This is a genomic window from Streptomyces sp. NPDC046349 (assembly GCF_055587885.1).
On record NZ_JBVJFK010000001.1, the window covers coordinates 672,329 to 695,378 of the forward strand.

21 protein-coding genes are annotated in these 23,050 nt (G+C 71.7%); 17 read left to right on the forward strand and 4 right to left on the reverse strand.

Going from position 1 to position 23,050, the window contains the following annotated elements; translation table 11 throughout:
* Positions 1–43: 43 nt before the first annotated feature.
* The gene (locus ACZ6JS_RS03155; protein WP_469295365.1) at positions 44–1,477 is read left to right on the forward strand and encodes a sugar porter family MFS transporter; all 1,434 of its coding nucleotides are present in this window, start codon (positions 44–46) and stop codon (positions 1,475–1,477) included.
* A gap of 42 nt (positions 1,478–1,519) precedes the next feature.
* Here the strand turns inward: ACZ6JS_RS03155 and ACZ6JS_RS03160 are convergent, their stop codons facing one another.
* Both ACZ6JS_RS03160 and ACZ6JS_RS03165 read right to left on the reverse strand, forming a co-directional pair.
* The gene (locus ACZ6JS_RS03160) at positions 1,520–2,506 is read right to left on the reverse strand and encodes an LLM class flavin-dependent oxidoreductase (protein ID WP_469295366.1); all 987 of its coding nucleotides are present in this window, start codon (positions 2,504–2,506) and stop codon (positions 1,520–1,522) included.
* A 62-nt stretch (positions 2,507–2,568) separates the two neighbouring features.
* Entirely contained in the window at positions 2,569–4,029 is a 1,461-nt protein-coding gene (locus ACZ6JS_RS03165; protein ID WP_469295367.1) for a purine-cytosine permease family protein, read from the reverse strand.
* Positions 4,030–4,170: 141 nt separating this feature from the next.
* Between ACZ6JS_RS03165 and ftsY the strand changes: the two genes are divergently transcribed.
* Complete coding sequence (ftsY, locus tag ACZ6JS_RS03170) at positions 4,171–5,382, forward strand: signal recognition particle-docking protein FtsY (RefSeq protein ID WP_469295369.1); 1,212 nt, start codon at positions 4,171–4,173, stop codon at positions 5,380–5,382.
* Between the two features lie 76 nt (positions 5,383–5,458).
* On the opposite strand, the gene ACZ6JS_RS03175 is transcribed toward ftsY, so the two are convergent.
* On the reverse strand, positions 5,459–6,127 hold the full coding sequence (locus tag ACZ6JS_RS03175) for a bifunctional DNA primase/polymerase (RefSeq protein WP_469295559.1): 669 nt from the start codon (positions 6,125–6,127) through the stop codon (positions 5,459–5,461).
* Between the two features lie 474 nt (positions 6,128–6,601).
* Between ACZ6JS_RS03175 and nsdA the strand changes: the two genes are divergently transcribed.
* The 5 genes from nsdA (at position 6,602) to ffh (ending at position 14,247) form a co-directional block, all read left to right on the forward strand.
* Complete coding sequence (nsdA, locus tag ACZ6JS_RS03180; RefSeq protein ID WP_469295371.1) at positions 6,602–8,065, forward strand: transcriptional repressor NsdA; 1,464 nt, start codon at positions 6,602–6,604, stop codon at positions 8,063–8,065.
* A 354-nt stretch (positions 8,066–8,419) separates the two neighbouring features.
* Entirely contained in the window at positions 8,420–9,763 is a 1,344-nt protein-coding gene (locus tag ACZ6JS_RS03185; RefSeq protein WP_469295373.1) for an ammonium transporter, read from the forward strand.
* The gene (locus tag ACZ6JS_RS03190) at positions 9,760–10,098 is read left to right on the forward strand and encodes a P-II family nitrogen regulator (RefSeq protein WP_030844530.1); all 339 of its coding nucleotides are present in this window, start codon (positions 9,760–9,762) and stop codon (positions 10,096–10,098) included. Before ACZ6JS_RS03185 ends, ACZ6JS_RS03190 begins: the two co-directional genes overlap by 4 nt.
* A 16-nt stretch (positions 10,099–10,114) precedes the next feature.
* Complete coding sequence (locus ACZ6JS_RS03195) at positions 10,115–12,541, forward strand: [protein-PII] uridylyltransferase (RefSeq protein ID WP_469295375.1); 2,427 nt, start codon at positions 10,115–10,117, stop codon at positions 12,539–12,541.
* Positions 12,542–12,675: 134 nt separating this feature from the next.
* On the forward strand, positions 12,676–14,247 hold the full coding sequence (ffh, locus tag ACZ6JS_RS03200) for a signal recognition particle protein (protein WP_469295377.1): 1,572 nt from the start codon (positions 12,676–12,678) through the stop codon (positions 14,245–14,247).
* A 91-nt stretch (positions 14,248–14,338) separates the two neighbouring features.
* Here ffh and ACZ6JS_RS03205 read toward each other — a convergent pair whose 3' ends face one another.
* Positions 14,339–15,025 (reverse strand): methyltransferase type 11, encoded by a 687-nt coding sequence (locus tag ACZ6JS_RS03205; RefSeq protein WP_469295379.1) that lies wholly within the window; start codon positions 15,023–15,025, stop codon positions 14,339–14,341.
* Between the two features lie 131 nt (positions 15,026–15,156).
* On the opposite strand from ACZ6JS_RS03205, the gene proS reads away from it, so the two are divergent.
* The 10 genes from proS (at position 15,157) to lepB (ACZ6JS_RS03255) (ending at position 23,027) form a co-directional block, all read left to right on the forward strand.
* On the forward strand, positions 15,157–16,569 hold the full coding sequence (gene proS / locus ACZ6JS_RS03210) for a proline--tRNA ligase (RefSeq protein WP_469295380.1): 1,413 nt from the start codon (positions 15,157–15,159) through the stop codon (positions 16,567–16,569).
* A 210-nt stretch (positions 16,570–16,779) separates the two neighbouring features.
* Positions 16,780–17,376 (forward strand): hypothetical protein, encoded by a 597-nt coding sequence (locus ACZ6JS_RS03215; RefSeq protein WP_469295382.1) that lies wholly within the window; start codon positions 16,780–16,782, stop codon positions 17,374–17,376.
* A 236-nt stretch (positions 17,377–17,612) separates the two neighbouring features.
* Complete coding sequence (gene rpsP, locus ACZ6JS_RS03220) at positions 17,613–18,050, forward strand: 30S ribosomal protein S16 (RefSeq protein ID WP_030031059.1); 438 nt, start codon at positions 17,613–17,615, stop codon at positions 18,048–18,050.
* A gap of 2 nt (positions 18,051–18,052) precedes the next feature.
* The gene (locus ACZ6JS_RS03225; RefSeq protein WP_030011889.1) at positions 18,053–18,292 is read left to right on the forward strand and encodes an RNA-binding protein; all 240 of its coding nucleotides are present in this window, start codon (positions 18,053–18,055) and stop codon (positions 18,290–18,292) included.
* Positions 18,293–18,375: 83 nt separating this feature from the next.
* Positions 18,376–18,960, forward strand: a complete 585-nt coding sequence (gene rimM / locus ACZ6JS_RS03230) for a ribosome maturation factor RimM (RefSeq protein ID WP_469295384.1) — start codon at positions 18,376–18,378, stop codon at positions 18,958–18,960.
* Positions 18,957–19,778 carry a tRNA (guanosine(37)-N1)-methyltransferase TrmD gene (gene trmD, locus ACZ6JS_RS03235; RefSeq protein WP_469295385.1) on the forward strand — a complete coding sequence of 274 codons (822 nt, stop codon included), beginning with the start codon at positions 18,957–18,959 and terminating at the stop codon, positions 19,776–19,778. Before rimM ends, trmD begins: the two co-directional genes overlap by 4 nt.
* A 133-nt stretch (positions 19,779–19,911) precedes the next feature.
* Positions 19,912–20,262 (forward strand): 50S ribosomal protein L19, encoded by a 351-nt coding sequence (rplS, locus tag ACZ6JS_RS03240; protein WP_030823745.1) that lies wholly within the window; start codon positions 19,912–19,914, stop codon positions 20,260–20,262.
* Positions 20,263–20,306: 44 nt separating this feature from the next.
* On the forward strand, positions 20,307–21,074 hold the full coding sequence (gene lepB, locus ACZ6JS_RS03245; protein ID WP_469295386.1) for a signal peptidase I: 768 nt from the start codon (positions 20,307–20,309) through the stop codon (positions 21,072–21,074).
* Between the two features lie 163 nt (positions 21,075–21,237).
* Positions 21,238–22,020, forward strand: coding sequence for a signal peptidase I (lepB, locus tag ACZ6JS_RS03250; RefSeq protein ID WP_469295388.1), 783 nt, complete (start codon positions 21,238–21,240; stop codon positions 22,018–22,020).
* A 110-nt stretch (positions 22,021–22,130) separates the two neighbouring features.
* Positions 22,131–23,027 carry a signal peptidase I gene (gene lepB / locus ACZ6JS_RS03255; RefSeq protein WP_469295390.1) on the forward strand — a complete coding sequence of 299 codons (897 nt, stop codon included), beginning with the start codon at positions 22,131–22,133 and terminating at the stop codon, positions 23,025–23,027.
* The last annotated feature ends 23 nt before the right edge of the window (positions 23,028–23,050 follow it).

Genomic DNA, 23,050 nt, shown 5'->3' on the forward strand with positions numbered 1-23,050 from the left:
GCGCCACTGTAAGGACGGACGAAACACCCCCACGGAGCACACCTTGACCAGCAGCACTGCGCAGACCCCGGCGTCCGGCGGCGGATCCTCGCCCCAGCCCGACCACCTCGGCCACGTCATCTTCATCACCGCGGCCGCTGCCATGGGCGGCTTCCTCTTCGGGTACGACAGCTCCGTCATCAACGGCGCCGTCGTCGCCATCCGCGAGCGCTTCGACGTCGGTTCGGAGGCACTCGCCCAGGTGATCGCCGCCGCGCTGATCGGCTGCGCCATCGGCGCCGCCACCGCGGGTCGGCTCGCCGACCGGATCGGCCGAATCCGCTGCATGCAGATCGCGGCCGTCCTCTTCACCGCCAGCGCCATCGGCTCGGCCCTGCCCTTCGCCCTCTGGGACCTCGCCATGTGGCGCGTGATCGGCGGCTTCGGCATCGGCATGGCCTCCGTCATCGGTCCCGCCTACATCGCCGAGGTGTCCCCGCCGGCCTACCGCGGCCGGCTCGCCTCCTTCCAGCAGGCCGCCATCGTCATCGGCATCGCCGTCTCCCAGCTCGTGAACTGGGGCATCCTCAACCTCGCCGACGGAGACCAGCGCGGCGAGATCGGCGGTCTGGAGGCCTGGCAGTGGATGCTGGGCGTCATGGTCGTCCCGGCCGTGCTCTACGGGCTGCTTTCCTTCGTCATCCCGGAGTCCCCGCGCTTCCTGGTGTCCGTCGGCCGCACCGCCGAGGCCAAGAAGGTGCTGGCCGAGGTCGAGGGCTCCAAGATCGACCTGGACGGGCGCGTCCGCGAGATCGAGCACGCGATGCACTCCGAGCACAAGTCCACCTTCAAGGACCTGCTCGGCGGGCGCTTCGGCTTCCTGCCCATCGTCTGGATCGGCATCGGCCTCTCGGTCTTCCAGCAGCTCGTCGGCATCAACGTGATCTTCTATTACAGCTCCTCGCTGTGGCAGTCCGTGGGCATCGACCCGTCCAGCTCGTTCCTCTACTCCTTCACCACGTCGATCATCAACATCGTCGGCACCGTAATCGCGATGATCTTCGTCGACCGGATCGGCCGCAAGCCGCTCGCCCTCATCGGCTCGGCGGGCATGGCCATCTCCCTCGGCCTCTGCGCGTGGGCTTTCTCCTTCACCTCCGGCACCGGCGACGACATCACCCTGCCCGACGCCCAGGCCGCGGTGGCCCTGGTCGCCGCGCACACCTTCGTGCTCTTCTTCGCCCTGTCCTGGGGCGTGGTGGTCTGGGTGCTGCTCGGCGAGATGTTCCCCAACCGCATCCGTGCCGCGGCGCTCGGCGTCGCCGCCTCGGCCCAGTGGATCGCCAACTGGGTCATCACCGTCTCGTTCCCGTCGCTCTCGGACTGGAGCCTGTCCGGTGCCTACGTGATCTACACCGTCTTCGCACTGCTCTCGATCCCGTTCGTCCTCAAGTGGGTGCCGGAGACCAAGGGCAAGGCGCTGGAGGAGATGGGGTGACCATCCCCCGCCACCACCCCTTCTCCTCGGTACTGCCCCGGCTCAGCCCTTGAGCCGGGGCAGTACCTGTTCGCACAGCAGGTGCAGGCTGCGCCAGCCCTCGTCCAGCGGCATCCCGCCGCACAGCGGGTGCAGCACCAGGTTCCCCGCCTCGCCCGCGCCCCGGCCGTACGCGACCGCCTCGTCCGGGGTCAGGACCCGGTAGACGCCCTCCTCGCGCAGCTCCGCCACCGAGCGGGCGGACGACCGTACGGCGCTGCGGATGTCCTTGGACTGCCAGGACGCGTACGTGCCCGCCTCGTGCAGGAAGTGCCCACCGTGCTCGGCCCACACCCGGTCCGGGTCCTCCGCGATGTGCAGCAGCGGGGTCTCGGCCGCCGGCATCATGCAGAAGCCCTCCGTGCCGTACTCCGCCAGCCGCGCCGTGTAGTACGCCTCCAGCTCCGGCAGGTGCGCGCTCGGGAAGAAGGGCAGCCCGAGCCGGGCGGCGCGCCGTGCGGCCGCCTCCGAGCTGCCGCCCACCAGCAGCAGCGGGTGCGGCCGGGTGAAGGGTGTCGGGGTGACCCGCACCGTGCGGCCGCGGAACTCGAACGGCTCGCCGGTCCAGGCCTTCAGCAGGGTCTCCAGCAGCTCGTCCTGGAGCCGGCCGCGCCGGCCCCACTCCACGCCGTGCTGCTCGTACTCCTCGGGCCGGTAGCCGATCCCTGCGACGGTGACCAGGCGCCCGCCGCTCAGCAGGTCCAGGACGGCGATGTCCTCGGCTGCCTTCAGCGGGTCGTACAGCGGGCCGATGATCGCCGAGACGGTGACGGCGATCCTGCGGGTCGCGCCGAAGACCGCGCCCGCGAAGGCGAAGGGGGAGGGCAGCCAGTTGTTGTCCGTGCCGTGGTGCTCCTCCGTCTGGACGGTGTCGATCCCGCGGTCGTCCGCGTAGCGGGCCATCTCCAGCGCCGCCTTGTAGCGGGCGGAGAGGGACTCGGGCGTGCCGTCCGGGTCGACGAGATTGAACCGGGCCACGGTGATGGGCATGGAGAAGTCCCCCTTCGCCGGATGGGGCGGGCTGGCGAAGGGGGACGTTAGCTGACGTGGCGTCAGTTGGACAGGGATCCGGCGGGCTCGGGCTCCCGCTCCTGCGCGGGGGCCGCAGCGGCGGGCACCGTGCGCGGCAGTACGGCGTACAGCACGCCGGACGTCGCGATGCCGACCACCCAGCCGAGGCCGTTCCGCCCGATCCAGGTGGTGGCGAGCGGCCCGCCGAACCAGTCCACCTCGGTGAACAGCAGGCCCGCCACCAGGGCGACCGCCCACGCCGTCATGGCCTGCCAGGCGAAGCCGCCCGTGTACCAGTAGGCGCTGGTCCGCGTGGTGTCCAGCAGTGCGGGTCCGTCGTAGCTCGTGCGGCGCAGCATGTCCACGCCGAAGACGCCGATCCACGCCGAGAAGGCCACGGCCAGCAGGGTCAGGAAGGAGATGAACGAGCCGAAGAAGCTGGTGGCGACCACCATCAGCAGGAAACCGAAGACCAGGCTGATGGCCGCGTTGACGCTGACCGCCCAGGCGCGCGGGACCTTGATGCCGAGGGTCTGCGCGGTGAAACCGGCCGAGTACATGGACATCGAGTTGATCAGCAGCATCCCGACGAGCGCGATCAGCAGGTACGGCACCGCGATCCAGGTGGGCAGCAGCTCGCCGATGAAGGAGACCGGGTCCTGGGCGGTGGCCAGGTCCGGGGTGCCGACGGCCATGACCGCGCCCATCAGCACCATCGGGAGCACGACGATGCCGGCGCCGCCGATCGTCGCGCCGACCATGCCCTTGGAGGAGGCGGTGCGCGGCAGATAGCGGGTGAAGTCGGGGGCCGAGGGCACCCAGCTGATGCCGCCGGCCGCGATGGTGCCGATGCCCGCGACCATCATCGCGGTGGAGCCGGCCGGCTTGCCGAGCACGGCCGACCAGTCGGTGGTGAAGATCAGGTGGCCGAGGACGAGCACGCTGAAGGCGCCGAAGAGGTACGTCGACCACTTCGAGCACACCCGCAGGGCGCTGATGCCGAGGCCCGAGACCACGAAGGTGCAGCCCACGAAGAACAGCAGGGTGACCACGATGAGAAGCGTGCTGCTCTCGATCCCGAAGAGCAGGTCCAGCACGGTCAGCACGGCGTAGGCGCCGCTCACCGCGTTGATGGTCTCCCAGCCCCAGCGGGCCACCCAGATCAGGGCGCCCGGGAAGAGGTTGCCGCGCTGTCCGAAGACGGCCCGCGAGAGGGCCATGCCGGGCGCCCCGCCGCGCTTGCCCGCGATCGAGATCAGGCCCACGATCCCGTACGACACGACCGGCGCCGCCACGGCGACGACGAGCACCTGCCAGATGTTGAGCCGGTTGAAGATCACCAGACCCGCGCCCATGGTCAGCAGCAGCACGCTGATGTTGGCGGCGACCCAGGTGGGGACCAGCTCGCGGACCCGGCCGCCGCGCTCGCCGTCCGGGACGGGCTCCAGACCGCGGGTCTCCAGCGCGGTTTCGTTTCCGCCGTCGGCGGGCTCGGCAGGCATGCGGGTGCTCCCTGGGAGGTGTGAGAGGAAGTCGCCCATCATCGTAGATGTGCTGTTAAAACGACAAACAGAGGCTTGCATCCCGGTCCGAGCGCCCGGGTTCCCGGCTCCGAGGTGGCCGTGGCCGATACTGGTGGGGTTATGGACATCCTCATCCTTGCTGTAGTCATCGCCCTGGTCGCGGTCGGCGCGATCAGCGGGCTCGTGGTCAGCAGCCGCAAGAAGAAGCAGCTGCCTCCCCCGGCACCGCCGAGCACGCCGACCATCACTGCCCCGCCTGCCGAGCCGCAGGTGGGGGAGGACGCCGTAGAGACGGCGGAAGAGCCGCGCCGCACGATCGAGGAGGTCGGACTCCCGGAGGCCGAGGCTCCCGTCGAAGCGCCGGCAGCCGAGCCGGAGGCCCCGGCCGCGCCCGAGATCGAGGTGCCCGAGCCCACCGCCGGCCGCCTGGTCCGGCTGCGCGCCCGCCTCGCCCGGTCGCAGAACTCCCTCGGCAAGGGGCTGCTCACACTGCTCTCGCGCGAGCACCTCGACGAGGACACCTGGGAGGAGATCGAGGAGACCCTCCTCATCGCCGACGTCGGCGTCGTGCCCACCCAGGAGCTCGTCGAGCGGCTCCGCGAGCGGGTCAAGGTCCTCGGCACCCGCACCCCGGCGGACCTGCGCGCCCTGCTCAAGGAGGAGCTGCTGACCCTGGTCGGCACCGACTTCGACCGCGCTGTGAAGACGGAGAGCGGCGAGGACACCCCCGGCGTGATCATGGTTGTCGGGGTCAACGGCACCGGCAAGACGACCACCACCGGCAAGCTCGCCCGGGTGCTCGTGGCCGACGGCCGCAGCGTGGTGCTCGGCGCGGCCGACACCTTCCGCGCCGCCGCCGCCGACCAGCTGCAGACCTGGGGCGAGCGCGTCGGCGCCCGCACCGTGCGCGGCCCCGAGGGCGGCGACCCGGCGTCGATCGCCTACGACGCCGTCAAGGAGGGCATCGCCGAGGGCGCCGATGTCGTGCTCATCGACACCGCCGGCCGGCTGCACACCAAGACCGGCCTCATGGACGAACTCGGCAAGGTCAAGCGCGTCGTCGAGAAGCACGGCCCGCTGGACGAGATCCTGCTGGTCCTGGACGCCACCACCGGGCAGAACGGCCTGACCCAGGCGCGCGTCTTCGCCGAGGTCGTGGACATCACCGGCATCGTGCTGACCAAGCTCGACGGCACGGCCAAGGGCGGCATCGTCGTCGCAGTCCAGCGCGAGCTGGGCGTCCCGGTCAAGCTCGTCGGCCTCGGCGAGGGCGCGGACGACCTGGCCCCGTTCGAGCCCGAGGCGTTCGTGGACGCCCTGATCGGCGACTGAGCCCCGGCTCCCGCGCGCACACCGGTGCCCCCGCCTTCCGTCCGGAACGCGGGGGCACCGGCGCGTCCGGGGACCCTCAGCGGCGGAACCGGTGGCAGATGTACGCCAGGGTGCCCAGCAGCAGCCGCGCCTGCGGCGGACCCCCGGCCGAGTCGAGGGCGGGCGGGCGCAGCCAGCAGGCCTGGCCGAGGCCGGCCCGGTCGGAGGGCGGGGCCGTCACGAAGGCCCCGGGGCCCAGGGCGCGCAGGTCCAGGTCGGCGTCGTCCCAGCCCATCCGGTACAGCAGCTGCGGCAGCTCCGCCGCCGCGCCGGGGGCCACGAAGAACTGCGCCCGGCCCTCGCCGGTGACGATGACCGGGCCGAGCGGCAGGCCCATCCGCTCCAGCCGCACCAGCGCGCGGCGCCCGGCCTCCTCGGAGACCTCGATGACGTCGAAGGCGCGGCCCACCGGGAGCAGGACCGCCGCGCCGGGGTAGTCCCCCCAGGCCTCGGTGACCTCGTCCAGGGTGGCGCCGGCCGGGACCGTGGGCGCGAAGGCCAGAGGGTGCGCCCCGGCTGCGGCGCACCGGCCGTCCCCGCAGGAGCAGTCGCGGGAGGGCGCTGCGGCGCGCGCCCCGGGGACCACGTCCCAGCCCCACAACCCGGTGTACTCCGCCACCGTCGTGCACTCCGAGGTCCGGCCGCGGCGCCGGGTACCGGAACGGAACTCCTTGGTGCCGCGGCTGCCGCCGATCGTGAAGCCCATGCCCATGCCCATGCCCCCTCCAACGGGTCGGACGCGCCGGTGGTTACGACGCCGGTGGTGAGGACGCCGCCGGAGACCGCCGCGGGGCCGCGAGGACGTCCGCCGCGGCCGCCGGGGGAGTGCCCCAGGCCGCCCGCCCGGCGCACTCCTCGCCGCGCGCGCCCCGGGCGCACTCCAGTCCGACCAGTCCGTTTCACCTTCGTGTCAAGTGAATCGCGCCTGGCCGGTGGCGCGTTCATTCGAAGGGGTGGCGAATGGTGGCGTTTCTGGAAACGACCTCGCCGCAGGGGTGATCGTAGGATTACTTTCGGTACACGAACCCTGAGGCGGACCCGTGCGTGGGTATGCCGGAGGCAATGCGTGAAGGACCTGTGAAGGTCCGTGGTGACGCTCGGCGTCCCGGCCAGGGTTTCGTAAGGAAGAGGCTGAGCGGATGGGGGCGTTCCAGTGAGCGGCAATGGCGCAAGCGGAACGATGGACGGTGCTGCTGCGCGCAACGACCAGCTGACGTCGTGGTTCGTCCGCAGCGGCTGGTCGAAGGGCGAGCTCGCCCGCCAGGTCAACCGCCGGGCCCGGCAGATGGGCGCCCACCACATCAGCACGGACACCTCACGGGTGCGCCGCTGGCTGGACGGCGAACAGCCCCGCGAGCCCGTTCCGCGCATCCTGTCCGAGCTGTTCTCCGAGCGCTTCGGCTCCGTCGTCGCCATCGAGCAGCTCGGCCTGCGCACCGCCCACCAGACCCCCTCCGTCTCCGGGGTCGATCTGCCCTGGGCGGGCCCGCAGACCGTCGAACTGCTCGGCGAGTTCTCCCGCAGCGACCTGATGCTGGCCCGCCGGGGCTTCCTCGGGACCTCCCTCGCGCTCTCCGCCGGCCCCGCCCTCATCGAGCCCATGCAGCGCTGGCTCGTCCCGGCCCCGGCCGCCGACCCGGGGCCGCGCGGGGCGGGGCCGACGGGGGCCCTCGGCGGCCACCGCCCGCCCCGGCTCTCCGAGCCGGAGCTCGACCTCCTCGACGCCACCACCGTCATGTTCCGGCAGTGGGACGCCCAGTGCGGCGGCGGCCTGCGCCGCAAGGCCGTCGTGGGCCAGCTCCACGAGGTCACCGACCTGCTCCAGGAGAACCACCCCGCCCCGGTCATGAAGCGCCTCTTCAAGGTCGCCGCGGAGCTGGCCGAGCTGGCCGGCTGGATGAGCTACGACATCGGCCTGCACCCGACCGCGCAGAAGTACTTCGTCCTCGCGCTGCACGCAGCGAAGGAAGCCGGGGACAAGCCGCTCGGCTCGTACATCCTCTCCGGGATGAGCCGCCAGATGATCCACCTGGGCCGGCCCGAGGACGCCCTCGAACTCATCCACCTGGCGCAGTACGGCAGCCGCGACTGCGCCGGCCCGCGCACCCAGGCCATGCTGTATGCGATGGAGGCCCGCGCGTACGCCAACATGGGCCAGCCCAGCCGCTGCAAGCGGGCCGTGCGGATGGCCGAGGACACCTTCGGCGACGTCGGCTTCGCGGACGAGCCGGAACCCGACTGGATCCGCTTCTTCTCCGAGGCCGAGCTGAACGGCGAGAACTCCCACTCCTACCGGGACCTGGCCTACGTCGCCGGACGCAGCCCCATGTACGCCTCCCTCGCCGAACCCGTCATGGAAAGGGCCGTCGAGCTCTTCGAGAAGGACCAGGAGCACCAGCGCTCCTACGCCCTCAACCTCATCGGCATGGCCACCGTCCACCTGCTCCAGCGCGAGCCCGAGCAGGCCGCCTCCTTCGTCGACCAGGCCCTCGACGTGGCGGGAAGGGTGCGCTCCGAACGGGTGAACACGCGCCTGCGCAAGACCGTCGACAGCGCCGCCCGTGAATACGGCGACGTCGCCGAGGTGGTCCGGCTCACCGACCACCTCGCCTCACGGCTCCCCGAAGCGGCGGAGGCCGTCTGACGGCCCGAGCGGCCCCCAGGCTCCGGCCGCGGCAGTCACCCCGTGAAGCCCGATCAGGCTCCCCCAGCCAGGACGTCCGGGTCACCGCCGCGGCCGGTCACACCCTTTGCGCCCGAAGCGGCGCCGCTCCCGCGGAAGGGGTTGCTCGCCGTCGTGGTGGCTGAATGGACGGTTGCCGTGTTCATCGCTGCGTAACAGCACAGACCTCTTCGTCACGGCCGCGAAACATCGGGCGGCGCCGCCGGAAACCGGCCTGCGCGAATCTCATGGCCAATAACCGGCCAGTTCCTTCTGCCGCCGCTCAGGTTTTCACGATCGCCCGCACGCGAACGTACCGACGACGAGGAGACGCCGATGGCATCAGCCATCACGACCCTCGCTGCAGACGCCCCGACGCTGTCTGCCGCGAACACCGGGTTCATGCTCATCTGCTCCGCCCTGGTCATGCTGATGACCCCGGGACTCGCCTTCTTCTACGGAGGCATGGTCCGCGTCAAGAGCAGTCTCAACATGCTGATGATGAGCTTCATCAGCCTCGGGATCGTCACGATCCTCTGGGTCCTCTACGGCTTCAGCCTCGCCTTCGGCACCGACTCCGGGTCCCTCATCGGCTGGAACTCCGACTACGTGGGTCTCAGCGGCATCGGGATCACGGAGCTCTGGGACGGCTACACCATCCCGGTATACGTCTTCGCAGTCTTCCAGCTGATGTTCGCCGTCATCACCCCGGCCCTGATCAGCGGCGCCCTCGCCGACCGAGTGAAGTTCAGCGCCTGGGTGCTGTTCACCGCACTGTGGGTCACCGTCGTCTACTTCCCCGTCGCCCACTGGGTCTGGGGCGCAGGCGGCTGGCTCTTCGAGATGGGCGTCATCGACTTCGCCGGCGGCACCGCCGTCCACATCAACGCGGGCGCCGCCGCCCTCGGCGTGATCCTGGTCATCGGCAAGCGCGTCGGCTTCAAGAAGGACCCGATGCGCCCCCACAGCCTCCCCCTCGTGATGCTCGGCGCCGGTCTCCTCTGGTTCGGGTGGTTCGGATTCAACGCGGGCTCCTGGCTCGGCAACGACGACGGCGTCGGCGCGGTCATGTTCGTCAACACCCAGGTCGCCACCGCCGCCGCCATGCTGGCCTGGCTCGCCTACGAGAAGCTGCGCCACGGCTCCTTCACCACGCTCGGCGCCGCCTCCGGCGCGGTCGCCGGCCTCGTCGCCATCACCCCTGCGGGCGGTGCCGTCAGCCCCCTCGGTGCGATCGCCGTCGGAGCCATCGCCGGTCTGCTGTGCGCCATGGCGGTGGGCCTCAAGTACAAGTTCGGCTACGACGACTCCCTCGACGTCGTCGGCGTCCACCTCGTCGGCGGTGTCGCCGGCTCCCTGCTGGTCGGCCTCTTCGCCACCGGCGGGGTCCAGTCCGACGTCGCAGGCCTCTTCTACGGCGGCGGCCTGGAGCAGCTCGGCAAGCAGGCGATCGGCGTCTTCTCCGTCCTGGCCTACTCTCTGGTGGCATCCGCGGTGCTCGCCTTCCTCCTCGACAAGACCATCGGGATGCGGGTCCCCGAGGACGACGAGGTCGCCGGCATCGACCAGATCGAACACGCCGAGACCGCATACGACTTCAGCGGAGCCGGTGGCGGAGCCGCCGCGCGGAACACCGCCGCCCCGACCCCCTCCGCCGCGAGCAAGAAGGTTGACGCATGAAGCTGATCACCGCGATCGTCAAGCCGCACAAGCTGGACGAGATCAAGGAAGCACTCCAGGCCTTCGGAGTGCAGGGCCTCACGGTCAGCGAGGCCAGCGGCTACGGCCGCCAGCGCGGCCACACCGAGGTCTACCGGGGAGCCGAGTACCAGGTCGACCTCGTTCCCAAGATCCGCATCGAGGTGCTGGTCGAGGACTCCGACGCCGAGGAGCTCATCCGGGTCGTCGTCAGCGCGGCGTCCACGGGCAAGATCGGCGACGGCAAGGTGTGGAGCGTCCCCGTGGACTCGGTCGTCCGGGTCCGCACCGGCGAACGCGGCGCGGACGCGCTCTAGCGACGGGAGCTCCTGGGTGACGAGCGTCGAACACACCACGGACCACACGGCCGACTCGGGACCCAGCGGATACGCCGCGGCCCGGCTGCGACTCCTCCAGGAGGAGTCGCGGTCCGGGCCCTCGCGGCGTTCCGCCCTGGCCGGGCTGACCGACGAATGGCTGAACGCCCTCTTCGCCACCGCCGCACGGGAGACGGGCGTCCGCGGCGCCACCCTCGTCGCCGTGGGCGGCTACGGCAGGGCCGAACTCTCCCCCCGCAGCGACCTCGACCTCCTGCTGCTGCACGACGGCAAGGCCGAGCCCCGGGCGCTCGGCGCGCTGGCCGACCGCCTCTGGTACCCGGTGTGGGACCTCGGCGTGGCCCTCGACCACTCGGTACGCACCCCCGGCGAGGCCCGCAGGACGGCCGCCGAGGACCTGAAGGTGCACCTGGGCCTGCTGGACGCCAGGACCGTCGCGGGTGACGCGGGGCTCCTCGCCGGCCTGCGGACCTCCGTACTGGCCGACTGGCGCAACCAGGCGCCGAAACGGCTGCCCGAGCTGCACTCCCTGTGCCGCGAGCGGGCCGAGCGGGCCGGGGAACTCCGCTTCCTGCTCGAACCCGACCTCAAGGAGGCCCGAGGCGGCCTCCGGGACGCCACCGCGCTGCGCGCGGTCGCCGCCTCCTGGCTGGCGGACGCCCCGCGCGAAGGCCTCGCCGACGCCCGGCGGCGGCTCCTGGACGCGCGTGACGCCCTCCACCTGGTCACCGGCCGGGCCACCGACCGGCTCTCGCTCCAGGAGCAGGACCAGGTCGCGGCGCGGCTCGGGCTGCTCGACGCCGACGCCCTGCTGCGCGAGGTCTACGAGGCCGCGCGCGTGGTCGCGTACGCCGGCGACGTGACCTGGCGGGAGGTCGGGCGGGTCCTGCGGGCCCGCGCCGCCCGGCCCAGGCTGCGCGGGCTGCTGGGCGGCCGAGGCGCCCCCGCCGCCACCCGGGCCCCCCTGGCAGAAGGCGTCGTCGAGTCCGACGGGGAGGCCGTCCTGGCGCTGGCCGCCCGCCCGGACCGGGACCCCGTACTGGCCCTGCGGCTGGCCGCCGCCGCCGCGCAGGCGGGACTGCCCGTCTCGCCGCACGCCGTGCGCCGGCTCTCGCAGCAGGGGAAGGCGCTGCCGGTGCCCTGGCCGGCCGAGGCCCGGGAACAGCTGCTCACGCTCCTGGGCGCGGGGGAGCCGACCGTGCCCGTCTGGGAGGCCATGGAGGCCGAAGGGCTGATCACCCGGCTGCTGCCCGACTGGGAGCGGGTGCGCTGCCGCCCGCAGCGCAACCCCGTCCACACCTGGACCGTCGACCGGCACCTGATCGAGACGGCCGTACGGGCCGCGGCCCTCACCCGCCGTGTGGGCCGCCCCGACCTGCTGCTGATGGCCGCACTGCTGCACGACATCGGCAAGGGCTGGCCGGGCGACCACTCGGTGGCCGGGGAGACCATCGCCCGGGACGTCGCCGTACGCGTGGGCTTCGACGCCCGGGACGTCGCCGTGCTGGGCGCGCTCGTACGACACCACCTGCTGCTGATCGACACCGCGACCCGGCGCGACCTGGACGACCCGGCCACCGTCCGATCGGTCGCCGAGGCCGTCGGCTCGGTCGGCACGCTGGAGATACTGCACGCCCTGACCGAGGCGGACGCCCTGGCCACCGGGCCCGCCGCGTGGAGCGCGTGGCGCGGCTCCCTCGTCGCCGACCTCGTCGCACGCGTCGCCGCCGTCCTGCGCGGCGCCGCCCCCGCCGAGCGGGAACCGGAGATCCCGAGCGCCGAGCAGGAACGCCTGGCGGTGGAGGCACTGCGCACCCGCGAGCCGGTGCTGGCGCTCCAGGCCCGCCAGGAGGAGGACGCGGTCGGCGTGGAACTGGTGCTGGCGGTGCCCGACCAGCCGGGGGTCCTGCCCGCCGCCGCCGGGGTGCTGGCCCTGCACCGGCTCACCGTACGGGCCGCCGACCTGCGCTCCGTGGAGCTTCCGGACCGCCTCGGCGAGGTCCTGGTGCTGCGCTGGCGGGTGGCGGCCGAGTACGGGGCGCTGCCCGAGGCCGCCCGGCTGCGCACCGACCTGGTGCGCGCCCTGGACGGCTCGCTGGACGTCCCGGCGAAGCTGGCCGACCGCGAGGCGGCCTACCCGCGCCGCCGCGGGGTCGTCCCGCCGCCGCCCCGGGTCACGGTCGTCCCGGACGTCTCCTCGCTGGCCACGGTGCTGGAGGTGCGGGCGCCCGACGCCGTCGGCCTGCTGCACCGGATCGGCCGTGCCCTGGAGTCGGCGGGCGTCAGGGTGCGCAGCGCCCACGTCTCCACCCTGGGCGCCAACGCGGTGGACACGCTGTACGTGACCACCCCGGAGGGAAAGCCCCTTGACCCCCCGGCGGCGGCCGCCCTGGCGGCCTCGGTGACCGCCGCCCTGTCCTGAGGCGGCGGGGGTCCGCAACACCTCCCGGACCCCCGCCGTACGAGGGAAACCCGCCCGCCGGGCCGGACGGACGGCGCGGGCGGATACCCTGGGGGACGACCACAACGCCCCCGACCCGAGGAATCGCGACCACCGTGTTCGATACGCTCTCCGACCGCTTGGCGAATACTTTCAAGGGCCTGCGCGGCAAAGGCCGGCTGTCCGAGGCTGACATCGACGCAGCGGCCCGGGAAATCCGTATCGCCCTCCTCGAGGCCGACGTCGCCCTCCCGGTCGTCCGCTCCTTCATCGCGAACGTCAAGGAACGCGCGCGCGGTGAAGAGGTCAGCAAGGCCCTGAACCCGGGCCAGCAGGTCCTGAAGATCGTCAACGACGAGCTCGTCACCATTCTGGGCGGCGAGACCCGGCGGCTGCGCTTCGCCAAGACCGCCCCCACCGTGATCATGCTCGCCGGTCTCCAGGGTGCCGGTAAGACCACCCTCGCCGGAAAGCTCGGCCTCTGGCTGAAGGGGCAGGGCCACACCCCGCTCCTCGTCGCGTGCGACCTCCAGCGCCCGAACGCCGTCAACCAGCTCTCCGTCGTCGCCGACCGCGCGGGCGTGGCCTTCTACGGCCCCCAGCCGGGCAACGGCGTCGGCGACCCGGTCCAGGTCGCGAAGGACTCCGTCGAGTACGCGCGCACCAAGCAGTTCGACATCGTCATCGTCGACACCGCCGGCCGCCTCGGCATCGACGCCGAGCTGATGCAGCAGGCCGCGGACATCCGCGACGCCGTCAGCCCGGACGAGATCCTCTTCGTCGTCGACGCCATGATCGGCCAGGATGCGGTCAACACCGCCGAGGCCTTCCGCGACGGCGTCGGCTTCGACGGCGTGGTGCTCTCCAAGCTCGACGGCGACGCCCGCGGCGGTGCCGCGCTCTCCATCGCGCACGTCACCGGCAAGCAGATCATGTTCGCCTCGAACGGCGAGAAGCTCGACGACTTCGACGCCTTCCACCCCGACCGCATGGCGGGCCGGATCCTCGACATGGGTGACATGCTCACCCTCATCGAGCAGGCGGAGAAGACCTTCTCGCAGGCCGAGGCCGAGAAGATGGCGGCCAAGCTCGCCAAGGGGCCCAAGGAGTTCACGCTCGACGACTTCCTGGCCCAGATGGAGCAGGTCCGCAAGATGGGCTCCATCTCCAAGCTGCTCGGCATGCTGCCCGGCATGGGGCAGATCAAGGACCAGATCAACAACATCGACGAGCGCGACGTCGACCGCACCGCGGCGATCATCAAGTCGATGACCCCGGCCGAACGCCAGGATCCGACGATCATCAACGGCTCGCGCCGCGCCCGCATCGCCAAGGGCTCCGGCACCGAGGTCAGCGCAGTCAAGGCGCTGGTCGAGCGGTTCTTCGACGCCCGCAAGATGATGTCGCGCATGGCCCAGGGCGGCGGCATGCCCGGTATGCCGGGCATCCCCGGAATGGGCGGCGGTCCCGGCCGGCAGAAGAAGCAGGTCAAGCAGGCCAAGGGCAAGCGCAAGAGCGGCAACCCGATGAAGCGCAAGCAGGAGGAGGCCGCAGCGGCGGCCCGCCGCGAGCAGGGCCCGCAGACGGTCGACCCGGCCGCGGCGTCCAACCCGTTCGGTCTTCCCACCGGCGGTCAGGACGGTCAGGACTTCGACCTTCCGGACGAGTTCAAGAAGTTCATGAAGTAGCAGGCGGACGGCCGCGACGAAGGGCCCCGACCGGGCACGGGCACCAGCCCGCACGGTCGGGGCCCTTCGTCGCGCCGTCACACGGCCGCGGTTACGCCACCCGGGCGATCACGTACCGGAAGATGTTCGGCAGCCACACGGCGCCGTCGGACCGCTCGAACGGGTGAAGCGCCTCGGCGAGCTCCTTCTCGGCGAGCGCGGCATCGGACGCACCGTCGTAGAGCCCGGTCGACAGCAGCCCGCGCACCGCGCTGTCCACGTCCGCGTAGCCGAAGGGGCAGAACACCCGCCCCGAGCCGTCCGGCCGCAGCCCTGCCCGCTCCACGAGCGCGTCCAGGTCCCCGGGCGCCGGGCCGCCGCCCAGCACCGAGGGCACCGTGCAGCGCTCGGCGGGACCCCAGTCGGCCAGCACCACGGCGCCGCCGCGTCTGACGGCCGGCAGGGCCGCGGCCAGGGCCGCCGGAGCGGGGGAGAAGGCCAGCAGGGCGTCGTAGGGGCGGGGCGCCGAGGACGCCGACGGCGGCTCCGCCAGCACCTCCAGCAGCCGTTCACGGGCCAGAGCCCGCCGGGCCGGATCAGCCTCCACGCCCGTGGCCGCGGCTCCCCTCGCGGCCGCCAGCAGCAGGGGCAGGCCGGCCCCGCAGCCGAGGCCCAGCAGCCGGTCACCCGGCCCGACCTCCAGCCGGTCGTAGACCGCCTCGTACAGCGGTACCAGCATCCGTTCCTGGATCTCCGCCCAGTCCCGGGCGACGAGCGTCGCGGTCGGCGTCGGTGTCATCGAAAGAGCGCTCCTGATTCCGTCTCGCCCCCCAGCCCCCGTTGCCAGAGAACTCCCCATTCGCCCCCGCGTCCAGAGGAGCGCGCCACCCGATTCACGCATCCTGTGCCGGGCGCCGTACGATTCGCGGCATGGCAAAGGCACCCGTTCTCACCCCGCAGGCGGAGGATTTCCCCCGCTGGTACCAGGATCTGATCAACAAGGCCGAGCTGGCCGACAACGGTCCGGTCCGCGGCACCATGGTCATCCGACCGTACGGCTACGGCCTGTGGGAGCGGATGCAGCAGGAGATGGACGCCCGCATCAAGGACGCGGGCGCCCAGAACGCGTACTTCCCCCTCTTCATCCCGCAGTCGTACCTGACGAAGGAAGCCGAGCACGTCGAGGGCTTCGCGCCCGAGCTCGCGGTCGTCACGCACGGCGGCGGCAAGGAGCTGGAGGAGCCGGTCGTCGTCCGGCCCACGTCCGAGACGATCATCAACGACTACTTCTCCAAGTGGGTCCAGAGCTACCGCGACCTGCCCCTGCTGATCAACCAGTGGGCCAACGTGGTCCGCTGGGAGATGCGCCCCCGCGTCTTCCTTCGCACGAGCGAGTTCCTCTGGCAGGAGGGCCACACGGCCCACGCCACGTACGAGGACGCCCGCGACTACGCCGCCCGCATCCACCGCGACGTCTACGGCGACTTCATGACGAACGTGCTCGGCATCGACGTCGTGCTCGGCCGCAAGACCGCCAAGGAGCGCTTCGCCGGCGCCATCAACACCCTCACCCTCGAGGGCATGATGGGTGACGGCAAGGCCCTCCAGATGGGCACCAGCCACGAGCTCGGCACCAACTTCGCCAAGGCCTTCAACACCCAGTACCTGTCGAAGGAGGGCAAGCAGGAGCTCGTCTGGCAGACCTCGTGGGGCGTCTCGACCCGCATGGTCGGCGGTCTGATCATGTCCCACGGCGACGACAGCGGCCTGCGCGTCCCGCCGCGGCTGGCCCACGTCCAGGTCGTCGTCATGGCCATCAAGGGCGACGAGGCCGTCGCCAAGGTCCGCGAGCTGGGCGACCGGCTGAAGGCCGCCGGCATCCGCGTGCAGGTCGACGACCGCGTCGACACCCCCTTCGGCCGCCGCGCCGTGGACTGGGAGCTCAAGGGCGTACCGGTCCGCATCGAGATCGGCCCCCGCGACCTGGAGGCCGGCACCGCGATGCTGGCCCGCCGCATCCCGGGCGGGAAGACCCCCGTGCAGATCGACGCGCTCGTCGACCTCCTGCCCAAGGTGCTGGACGAGGACCAGGCGCAGCTGCTGCGCGAGTCCCGCGAGCGCCGTGAGGCCCGTACCTCCGACGTCGCGACCATCGAGGAGGCCGCCGAGGCCGCCGTGGCCGGCGGCTGGGCGCGGATCCCGTGGGCCGACCTCGGTCCGGAGGGCGAGGCGAAGCTGGCCGAGCAGGCCGTCTCCGTGCGCTGCCTGGTGGCCGAGGACGGGTCCGTTCCGGACGCCGACGACGCTCCCGGTACCCTCGCCATCGTGGCGCGCTCGTACTGATCCCGCCGCCGAAGGCTTCCGGGCCCCGGCGTGCGGCTGGTGCCGCGCGCCGGGGCCGGTGCTTTTTGGTCGACGTTACGTACCGACTCCTCCTGAGTTCGGCGCACGCGTCCTCGTCCGGACGCATGAGGATGAACTGACTGGTACGTGCAAAAAATTTGGAATGGCCCGGAATCGGAACACCCGGGCACCTCGGCTCGTTGTCACGACGTGAGCACGACACCACCTGTTCTCGCCGCAGAGCTGGCACAGGCGTGGGCCGACATTCAGCGGTACCACCCCGAGCTGCCCGACCTTGCCGCGCCCGAGTCCCTGATCGGAGAGTCCTCGTCCGCCTGCGGCGCCGAGCTCTCCTTCGAGCGACTGCTGCACGAGGCAGTCCACGGCATCGCGGCCGCCCGCGGTGTCCGCGACACCTCGCGCGCAGGCCGCTACCACAACCGCCGGTTCCTCGCGATCGCCGAGGAGATGGGGCTGGACCACTCCGACGAGCCGCACGCGAGCAGCGGCTTCTCCCTGGTCACTCTCAATGCCGAGGCGAAGCGGCGCTACCGCCCCACCATGGAGCGGCTGCAGCGCGCGCTGAAGGCGCACACGGCGGCCACCGCCGCCGACACCAAGCGCAGCTTCCGCGGGCCGGCCGCCCGGCACGGCTCCTCCGGTGGCGGCGTGCGCGTCAAGGCGGTCTGCGACTGCGGACGCAACGTGCGCGTCGTCCCCTCCGTGCTCGCGCAGGCGCCGATCGTGTGCGGCGGCTGCATGAAGCCCTTCCGCATCCCCGAAGTCGCCATCGCGGCGGCCTCCTGACGCTGCGGGCGGCCGGCGCGCGGAGCCGGCCGTGACGTGCGGGCTCGTCCGACCGGAGCGATCCTTCCCGTCGGCCGAGCGCGCCGCAGGCGTATGGCACAATGGCTAGCTGTACTCGACAGTCGCATAGGACCCCTCTCTCCTCCGGCTGACGCGTCCATCGGGCATCCGAGTACCGCAACCCCACGTGGCATCTCATGTGCCCAACCACGTCAAGTTCAGGAGACACCACTCCAGTGGCAGTCAAGATCAAGCTCAAGCGCCTCGGTAAGATCCGCTCTCCCCACTACCGCATCGTCGTCGCCGACGCCCGCACCCGTCGGGACGGCCGCGCGATCGAGGAGATCGGCATCTACCAGCCGACCTACAACCCGTCGCGCATCGAGGTCAACGGCGAGCGCGCCCAGTACTGGCTCTCTGTCGGCGCCCAGCCGACCGAGGCCGTTCTCGCCATCCTGAAGCTCACCGGTGACTGGCAGGCGCACAAGGGCCTCCCGGCCCCCGCGCCGCTGCTGCAGCCGGCCACGAAGGAAGACAAGCGTCGCTCCTTCGACGAGTTCGCCAAGGCCCTCGAGGGCATCGGCGAGGGCAAGGGCGAGGCCATCACGCAGAAGAAGAAGGCCGACAAGAAGGCGGACGAGGCTGAGGCCGCCGCCGAGTCGACCGAGGCCTGAGCATGCTCGAGGAGGCTCTTGAGCACCTCGTAAAGGGCATTGTGGACAACCCCGACGAAGTGCAGGTCGCCTCGCGCAACCTGCGCCGCGGGCAGGTGCTCGAGGTCCGGGTCCACCCGGACGACCTCGGCAAGGTGATCGGCCGCAACGGCCGCACCGCACGTGCCCTGCGTACCGTCGTGGGCGCCATCGGCGGCCGTGGGATCCGCGTCGACCTCGTCGACGTGGACCAGGTCCGCTGAGCAGTTGAATCACCGGCACGGGCCGGGGAGGGCACACGTGCCCGCCCCGGCCCGTCGTCGTCTGAACAGGAGAGGCACAGACAGTGGAGCTGGTAGTCGCGCGGATCGGCCGCGCCCACGGCATCAAGGGTGAGGTCACCGTCGAGGTGCGCACGGACGAGCCGGAACTGCGGCTCAGCCCCGGCGCCGTGCTGCGCACCGAACCGGCTTCGGCGGGCCCGCTGACCATCGAGACGGGCCGGGTGCACAGCGGCCGGCTGTTGCTGCGCTTCGCCGGTGTCAAGGACCGCACCGGCGCGGAGGCCCTCCGCAACATCCTCCTCATCGCCGACGTGGACCCGGCGGAGCTGCCCGAGGAGGAGGACGAGTACTACGACCACCAGCTGATGGACCTGGACGTGGTGCTCGAGGACGGCACCGAGATCGGCCGGATCACCGAGATCTCGCACCTGCCCTCGCAGGACCTCTTCATCGTCGAGCGCCCCGACGGCACCGAGGTGATGATCCCCTTCGTCGAGGAGATCGTCGCCGAGATCGACCTGGAGGAGCAGCGCTGCGTCATCACCCCGCCGCCTGGGCTGATCGACGACCGCGCCGAGATCGCCTCCGCCCGTGACGCGGAGGCCGCGGACTCCGCGGGCGCGGACTCCGAGGGCGACGCCCGATGAGGCTCGACGTCGTCACGATCTTCCCCGAGTACCTGGAACCGCTGAACGTCTCGCTCGTCGGCAAGGCGCGGGCTCGCGGGCAGCTCGACGTGCACGTCCACGACCTGCGGGACTGGACCCACGACCGGCACAACACGGTCGACGACACCCCGTACGGCGGCGGCCCCGGCATGGTCATGAAGACCGAGCCGTGGGGCGAGGCGCTGGACGAGGCGCTGGCCGACGGCTACGAGGCGGGCGCGTCCGGCCCCGTCATGGTGGTCCCCACACCCAGCGGCCGTCCGTTCACCCAGGAGTTGGCCGTCGAGCTCGCCGGGCGGCCGTGGCTGATCTTCACTCCCGCCCGCTACGAGGGCATCGACCGGCGCGTCATGGACGAGTACGCCACGCGCATGCCGGTGTACGAGGTCTCCATCGGCGACTACGTCCTGGCCGGCGGCGAGGCGGCGGTCCTGGTCGTCACCGAAGCCGTGGCGCGGCTGCTGCCCGGGGTGCTCGGCAACGCCGAGTCGCACCGCGACGACTCCTTCGCGCCCGGCGAGATGGCGAACCTGCTGGAGGGGCCCGTCTACACCAAGCCGCCGGTGTGGCGCGGCCGGGACATCCCCGACGTGCTGCTCAGCGGCCACCACGGCAAGATCGCCCGGTGGCGCCGGGACGAGGCCTTCCGCCGGACCGCGAGCAACCGCCCCGACCTGATCGAGCGCTGCGAGGCCTCCGGCTTCGACAAGAAGGACCGCGAGATCCTCTCCATCCTGGGCTGGCAGCCGTCGCCGGACGGCCGATTTTGGCGCAGGCCGCAGGCCGTGGAAGAATAGGCGGCTGCTGTGTGCTCGCGGACGCCCCTGCCACAGGGGGACCGTCGGCCGCCGAGTGGCACGGCTCCCGAATTCTCTACGGAAACCCGCATCGGCGACCTGTGGCGTCATGCGAAGAAAGCAGACGAAGAACATGTCTCACCTGCTCGATGGCGTCAACGCCGCCGCGCTCCGCTCGGACGTCCCGGCCTTCCGCCCCGGTGACACGATCAACGTGCACGTCCGCGTGATCGAGGGCAACCGCTCCCGTATCCAGCAGTTCAAGGGTGTCGTCATCCGCCGCCAGGGCGCCGGTGTCTCCGAGACCTTCACCGTTCGCAAGGTCTCCTTCAGCGTCGGCGTGGAGCGTACCTTCCCGGTCCACTCCCCGATCTTCGAGAAGATCGAGCTCGTCACCCGCGGTGACGTCCGCCGTGCGAAGCTGTACTACCTCCGTGAGCTCCGCGGCAAGGCCGCGAAGATCAAGGAGAAGCGCGACAAGTAAGGTCGTCTCCGGTGTCCGGCGGCGGCCGGATAGGCTCGCCCCCGATGGACACCGAGGCACCTCACACGCAGCGCGGTCACTCTTCCCCCCGCGAGGGGCAAGGGTGGCCGCGTTCTGCGTTCTCCCGGACGGTCGGCGCGGCACCTGCTGAGGGGCCCGGACAGGACCGGTCCTCCGGGCGGCAGCTGACCTGGCGCCGGGCGGGTGGGCTCGGCGTGGTCTGCGCGGTCTTCCTGCTGCTGCTCAGCAATTTCGTCGTCCAGCCCTTCCTGATCCCGAGCCACTCCATGGAGCCGACGCTCCGGGTCGGGGACCGGGTGCTGGTCAACAAGCTGGCGTACCGTTTCGGCGATCAGCCGCGCCGCGGGGACGTGGTGGTCTTCGACGGCACCGGCTCCTTCGTACGGGAACGCACGGGCGTCAGCCCGGTCGGCGACCTGGTGCAGGGCGCCGCCTCGGCGCTCGGGCTCGCGGAGCCCTCCGACACCGACTTCGTGAAGCGGGTGGTGGGTGTGGGTGGTGACGACGTGGTCTGCTGCGACGCGGGCGGCCGGCTCTCGGTCAACGGCGTCCCGCTGGACGAGCCGTACCTGCATCCCGGGGACGCCCCCTCGAAGGTGCCCTTCCGGATCGTCGTGCCGCTGGGGACCCTCTGGGTGATGGGCGATCATCGTTCCCAGTCCCGGGACTCGCGGGACCACCTCGGGGAACCGGGCGGGGGGATGGTGCCGGTGGAGAAGGTGATCGGGCGGGCCGACTGGATCGGCTGGCCGGTTTCGCGCTGGGGCGCCGTCGGCGGCGGTCATGGGTAGCCGGGGGCGGCCGAAGGGCCGGCGCGAGCGGGAGCCCGGACCGGAGCCGCGCGCCAGGACGCGGAGCCGACGGGACTGGCTCGATGACGAGCCCGAGCCCGAGCCTCAGCCGCGCGGAAGGCCGCGGGGCCGACGTCGGCCGGAGCCGGAGCCGGAGCCGGTCGTGGTGGAGGGCGGCCGGGCCGAACGGCGCCGGCTGGCCCGCAGGGTCAAGCGCCGCCGCCGCACGCGCCGGGCGGGCGAACTGCCGCTGCTCGTCGTGGTGGCGCTGTGCATAGCCCTGCTGCTCAAGACCTTCCTGGTGCAGGCCTTCTTCATTCCGTCGGGCTCGATGGAGCAGACCATCCGGATCGGCGACCGCGTCCTCGTGGACAAGCTGACCCCGTGGTTCGGCTCCAAGATCGAGCGCGGCGACATCGTCGTCTTCAAGGACCCCGGCGGCTGGCTCAAGGGCGAGGCGGCCCGGCCCGCCCCGGACCCGGTCGTGGTCAAGCAGATCAAGCAGACCCTGACCTTCATCGGCCTGCTGCCCTCGGCCGACGAGCAGGACCTGATCAAGCGCGTCATCGGCGTCGGCGGAGACACCGTCAAGTGCTGCGACGCCCGGGGACGGGTCACCGTCAACGGCTCGCCTCTCGACGAGCCGTACGTGAAACCCGGCAACACGCCCTCGGACATCCCCTTCGAGGTGGAGGTGCCCGCCGGACGGCTCTTCGTGATGGGCGACCACCGAGCGAATTCGGCCGATTCCCGCTTCCATCTGGACGAGGCCTTCGAGGGCACCATCAACGAGAACGGGGTCGTGGGGGAGGCCGTGGTGATCGCCTGGCCCTTCGGGCACTGGACCCGTCTGGAGCAGCCCGAGACCTTCCGCATGGTGCCCGATCAGGCGCGCCGCGAGGGACGCGGCCGCAGGCGACGCCGGACGGGCACACCGTTCGCATAGTGTGTCCTCGGTCTCCCGAGCCTTAGGGAACTCCCGCTCGTTAGGGAGGGGAGGGCCCGTGTCGGTTCGGCGCGGGCGGCGAACGTGAGTGAGGAGTGGATGTGGGGGACGTGGCGGTAGGCGCACGGTCCGGACGCGACGAGGGCGAGGAGCGGCCGGACGACGCCGTCGCGCGCGAGACCGAGGAGGACGGCGCTCTGGAGAGGCCGCACCGCTCCTTCTGGAAGGAGCTCCCGCTCCTCATCGGCATCGCCCTGCTGCTGGCCCTGCTGATCAAGACCTTCCTGGTCCAGGCGTTCTCGATCCCCTCCGACTCGATGCAGGACACCCTGCAGCGCGGGGACCGGGTGCTGGTCGACAAGCTCACGCCGTGGTTCGGCTCCGAGCCGGAGCGCGGCGAGGTCGTGGTCTTCCACGACCCGGCGAACTGGCTGTCGGGCGAGCCCACGCCGGAGCCGAACATCGCCCAGAAGGTCCTCAGCTGGATCGGCCTGATGCCGTCCGCCGAGGAGAAGGACCTGATCAAGCGGACCATCGCCGTCGGCGGTGACACGGTCGAGTGCAAGAAGGGGGGACCGGTCGTCGTCAACGGCAAGGCGCTCGACGAGCCGTACATCTACCCCGGCAACACCCCGTGCGACGACGCCCCCTTCGGCCCGCTCAAGGTGCCCGAGGGCAAGATCTGGGTGATGGGCGACCACCGGCAGAACTCCCAGGACTCCCGCTACCACATGCAGGACTCCACCCAGGGCTTCGTGCCGGTCGACAAGGTCGTCGGACGGGCCGTCGTGATCGCGTGGCCGGTCACCCGCTGGTCCACCCTGCCGGTCCCGGACACCTTCGACCAGCCGGGCATCGGCAACCAGGCCGCGGCCACCGCGCTCGGCCTCGGGGCCGCCGGGCTCGCGCCCGTCGGGCTCGGCCCGGCCGCGCTGGGGCTCGCCGGAGCGGTGCCGCTCGTGATGTGGCGCCGCCGGAGGCTGACCAGCGGTCGTACCGACGGGTAGGGTGCCGCCCAGGTCGACGATCC

Bases quoted from the DNA above. Each gene is read 5' to 3' on its own strand.
- ACZ6JS_RS03160 (WP_469295366.1), bottom strand. From the start codon at position 2,506: ATGCCCATCACCGTGGCCCGGTTCAATCTCGTCGACCCGGACGGCACG.
- ACZ6JS_RS03165 (WP_469295367.1), bottom strand. From the start codon at position 4,029: ATGCCTGCCGAGCCCGCCGACGGCGGAAACGAAACCGCGCTGGAGACC.
- ftsY (WP_469295369.1), top strand. From the start codon at position 4,171: ATGGACATCCTCATCCTTGCTGTAGTCATCGCCCTGGTCGCGGTCGGC.
- ACZ6JS_RS03175 (WP_469295559.1), bottom strand. From the start codon at position 6,127: ATGGGCTTCACGATCGGCGGCAGCCGCGGCACCAAGGAGTTCCGTTCC.
- nsdA (WP_469295371.1), top strand. From the start codon at position 6,602: ATGGACGGTGCTGCTGCGCGCAACGACCAGCTGACGTCGTGGTTCGTC.
- ACZ6JS_RS03185 (WP_469295373.1), top strand. From the start codon at position 8,420: ATGGCATCAGCCATCACGACCCTCGCTGCAGACGCCCCGACGCTGTCT.
- ACZ6JS_RS03190 (WP_030844530.1), top strand. From the start codon at position 9,760: ATGAAGCTGATCACCGCGATCGTCAAGCCGCACAAGCTGGACGAGATC.
- ACZ6JS_RS03205 (WP_469295379.1), bottom strand. From the start codon at position 15,025: ATGACACCGACGCCGACCGCGACGCTCGTCGCCCGGGACTGGGCGGAG.
- proS (WP_469295380.1), top strand. From the start codon at position 15,157: ATGGCAAAGGCACCCGTTCTCACCCCGCAGGCGGAGGATTTCCCCCGC.
- ACZ6JS_RS03225 (WP_030011889.1), top strand. From the start codon at position 18,053: ATGCTCGAGGAGGCTCTTGAGCACCTCGTAAAGGGCATTGTGGACAAC.
- trmD (WP_469295385.1), top strand. From the start codon at position 18,957: ATGAGGCTCGACGTCGTCACGATCTTCCCCGAGTACCTGGAACCGCTG.
- rplS (WP_030823745.1), top strand. From the start codon at position 19,912: ATGTCTCACCTGCTCGATGGCGTCAACGCCGCCGCGCTCCGCTCGGAC.
- lepB (WP_469295386.1), top strand. From the start codon at position 20,307: ATGGACACCGAGGCACCTCACACGCAGCGCGGTCACTCTTCCCCCCGC.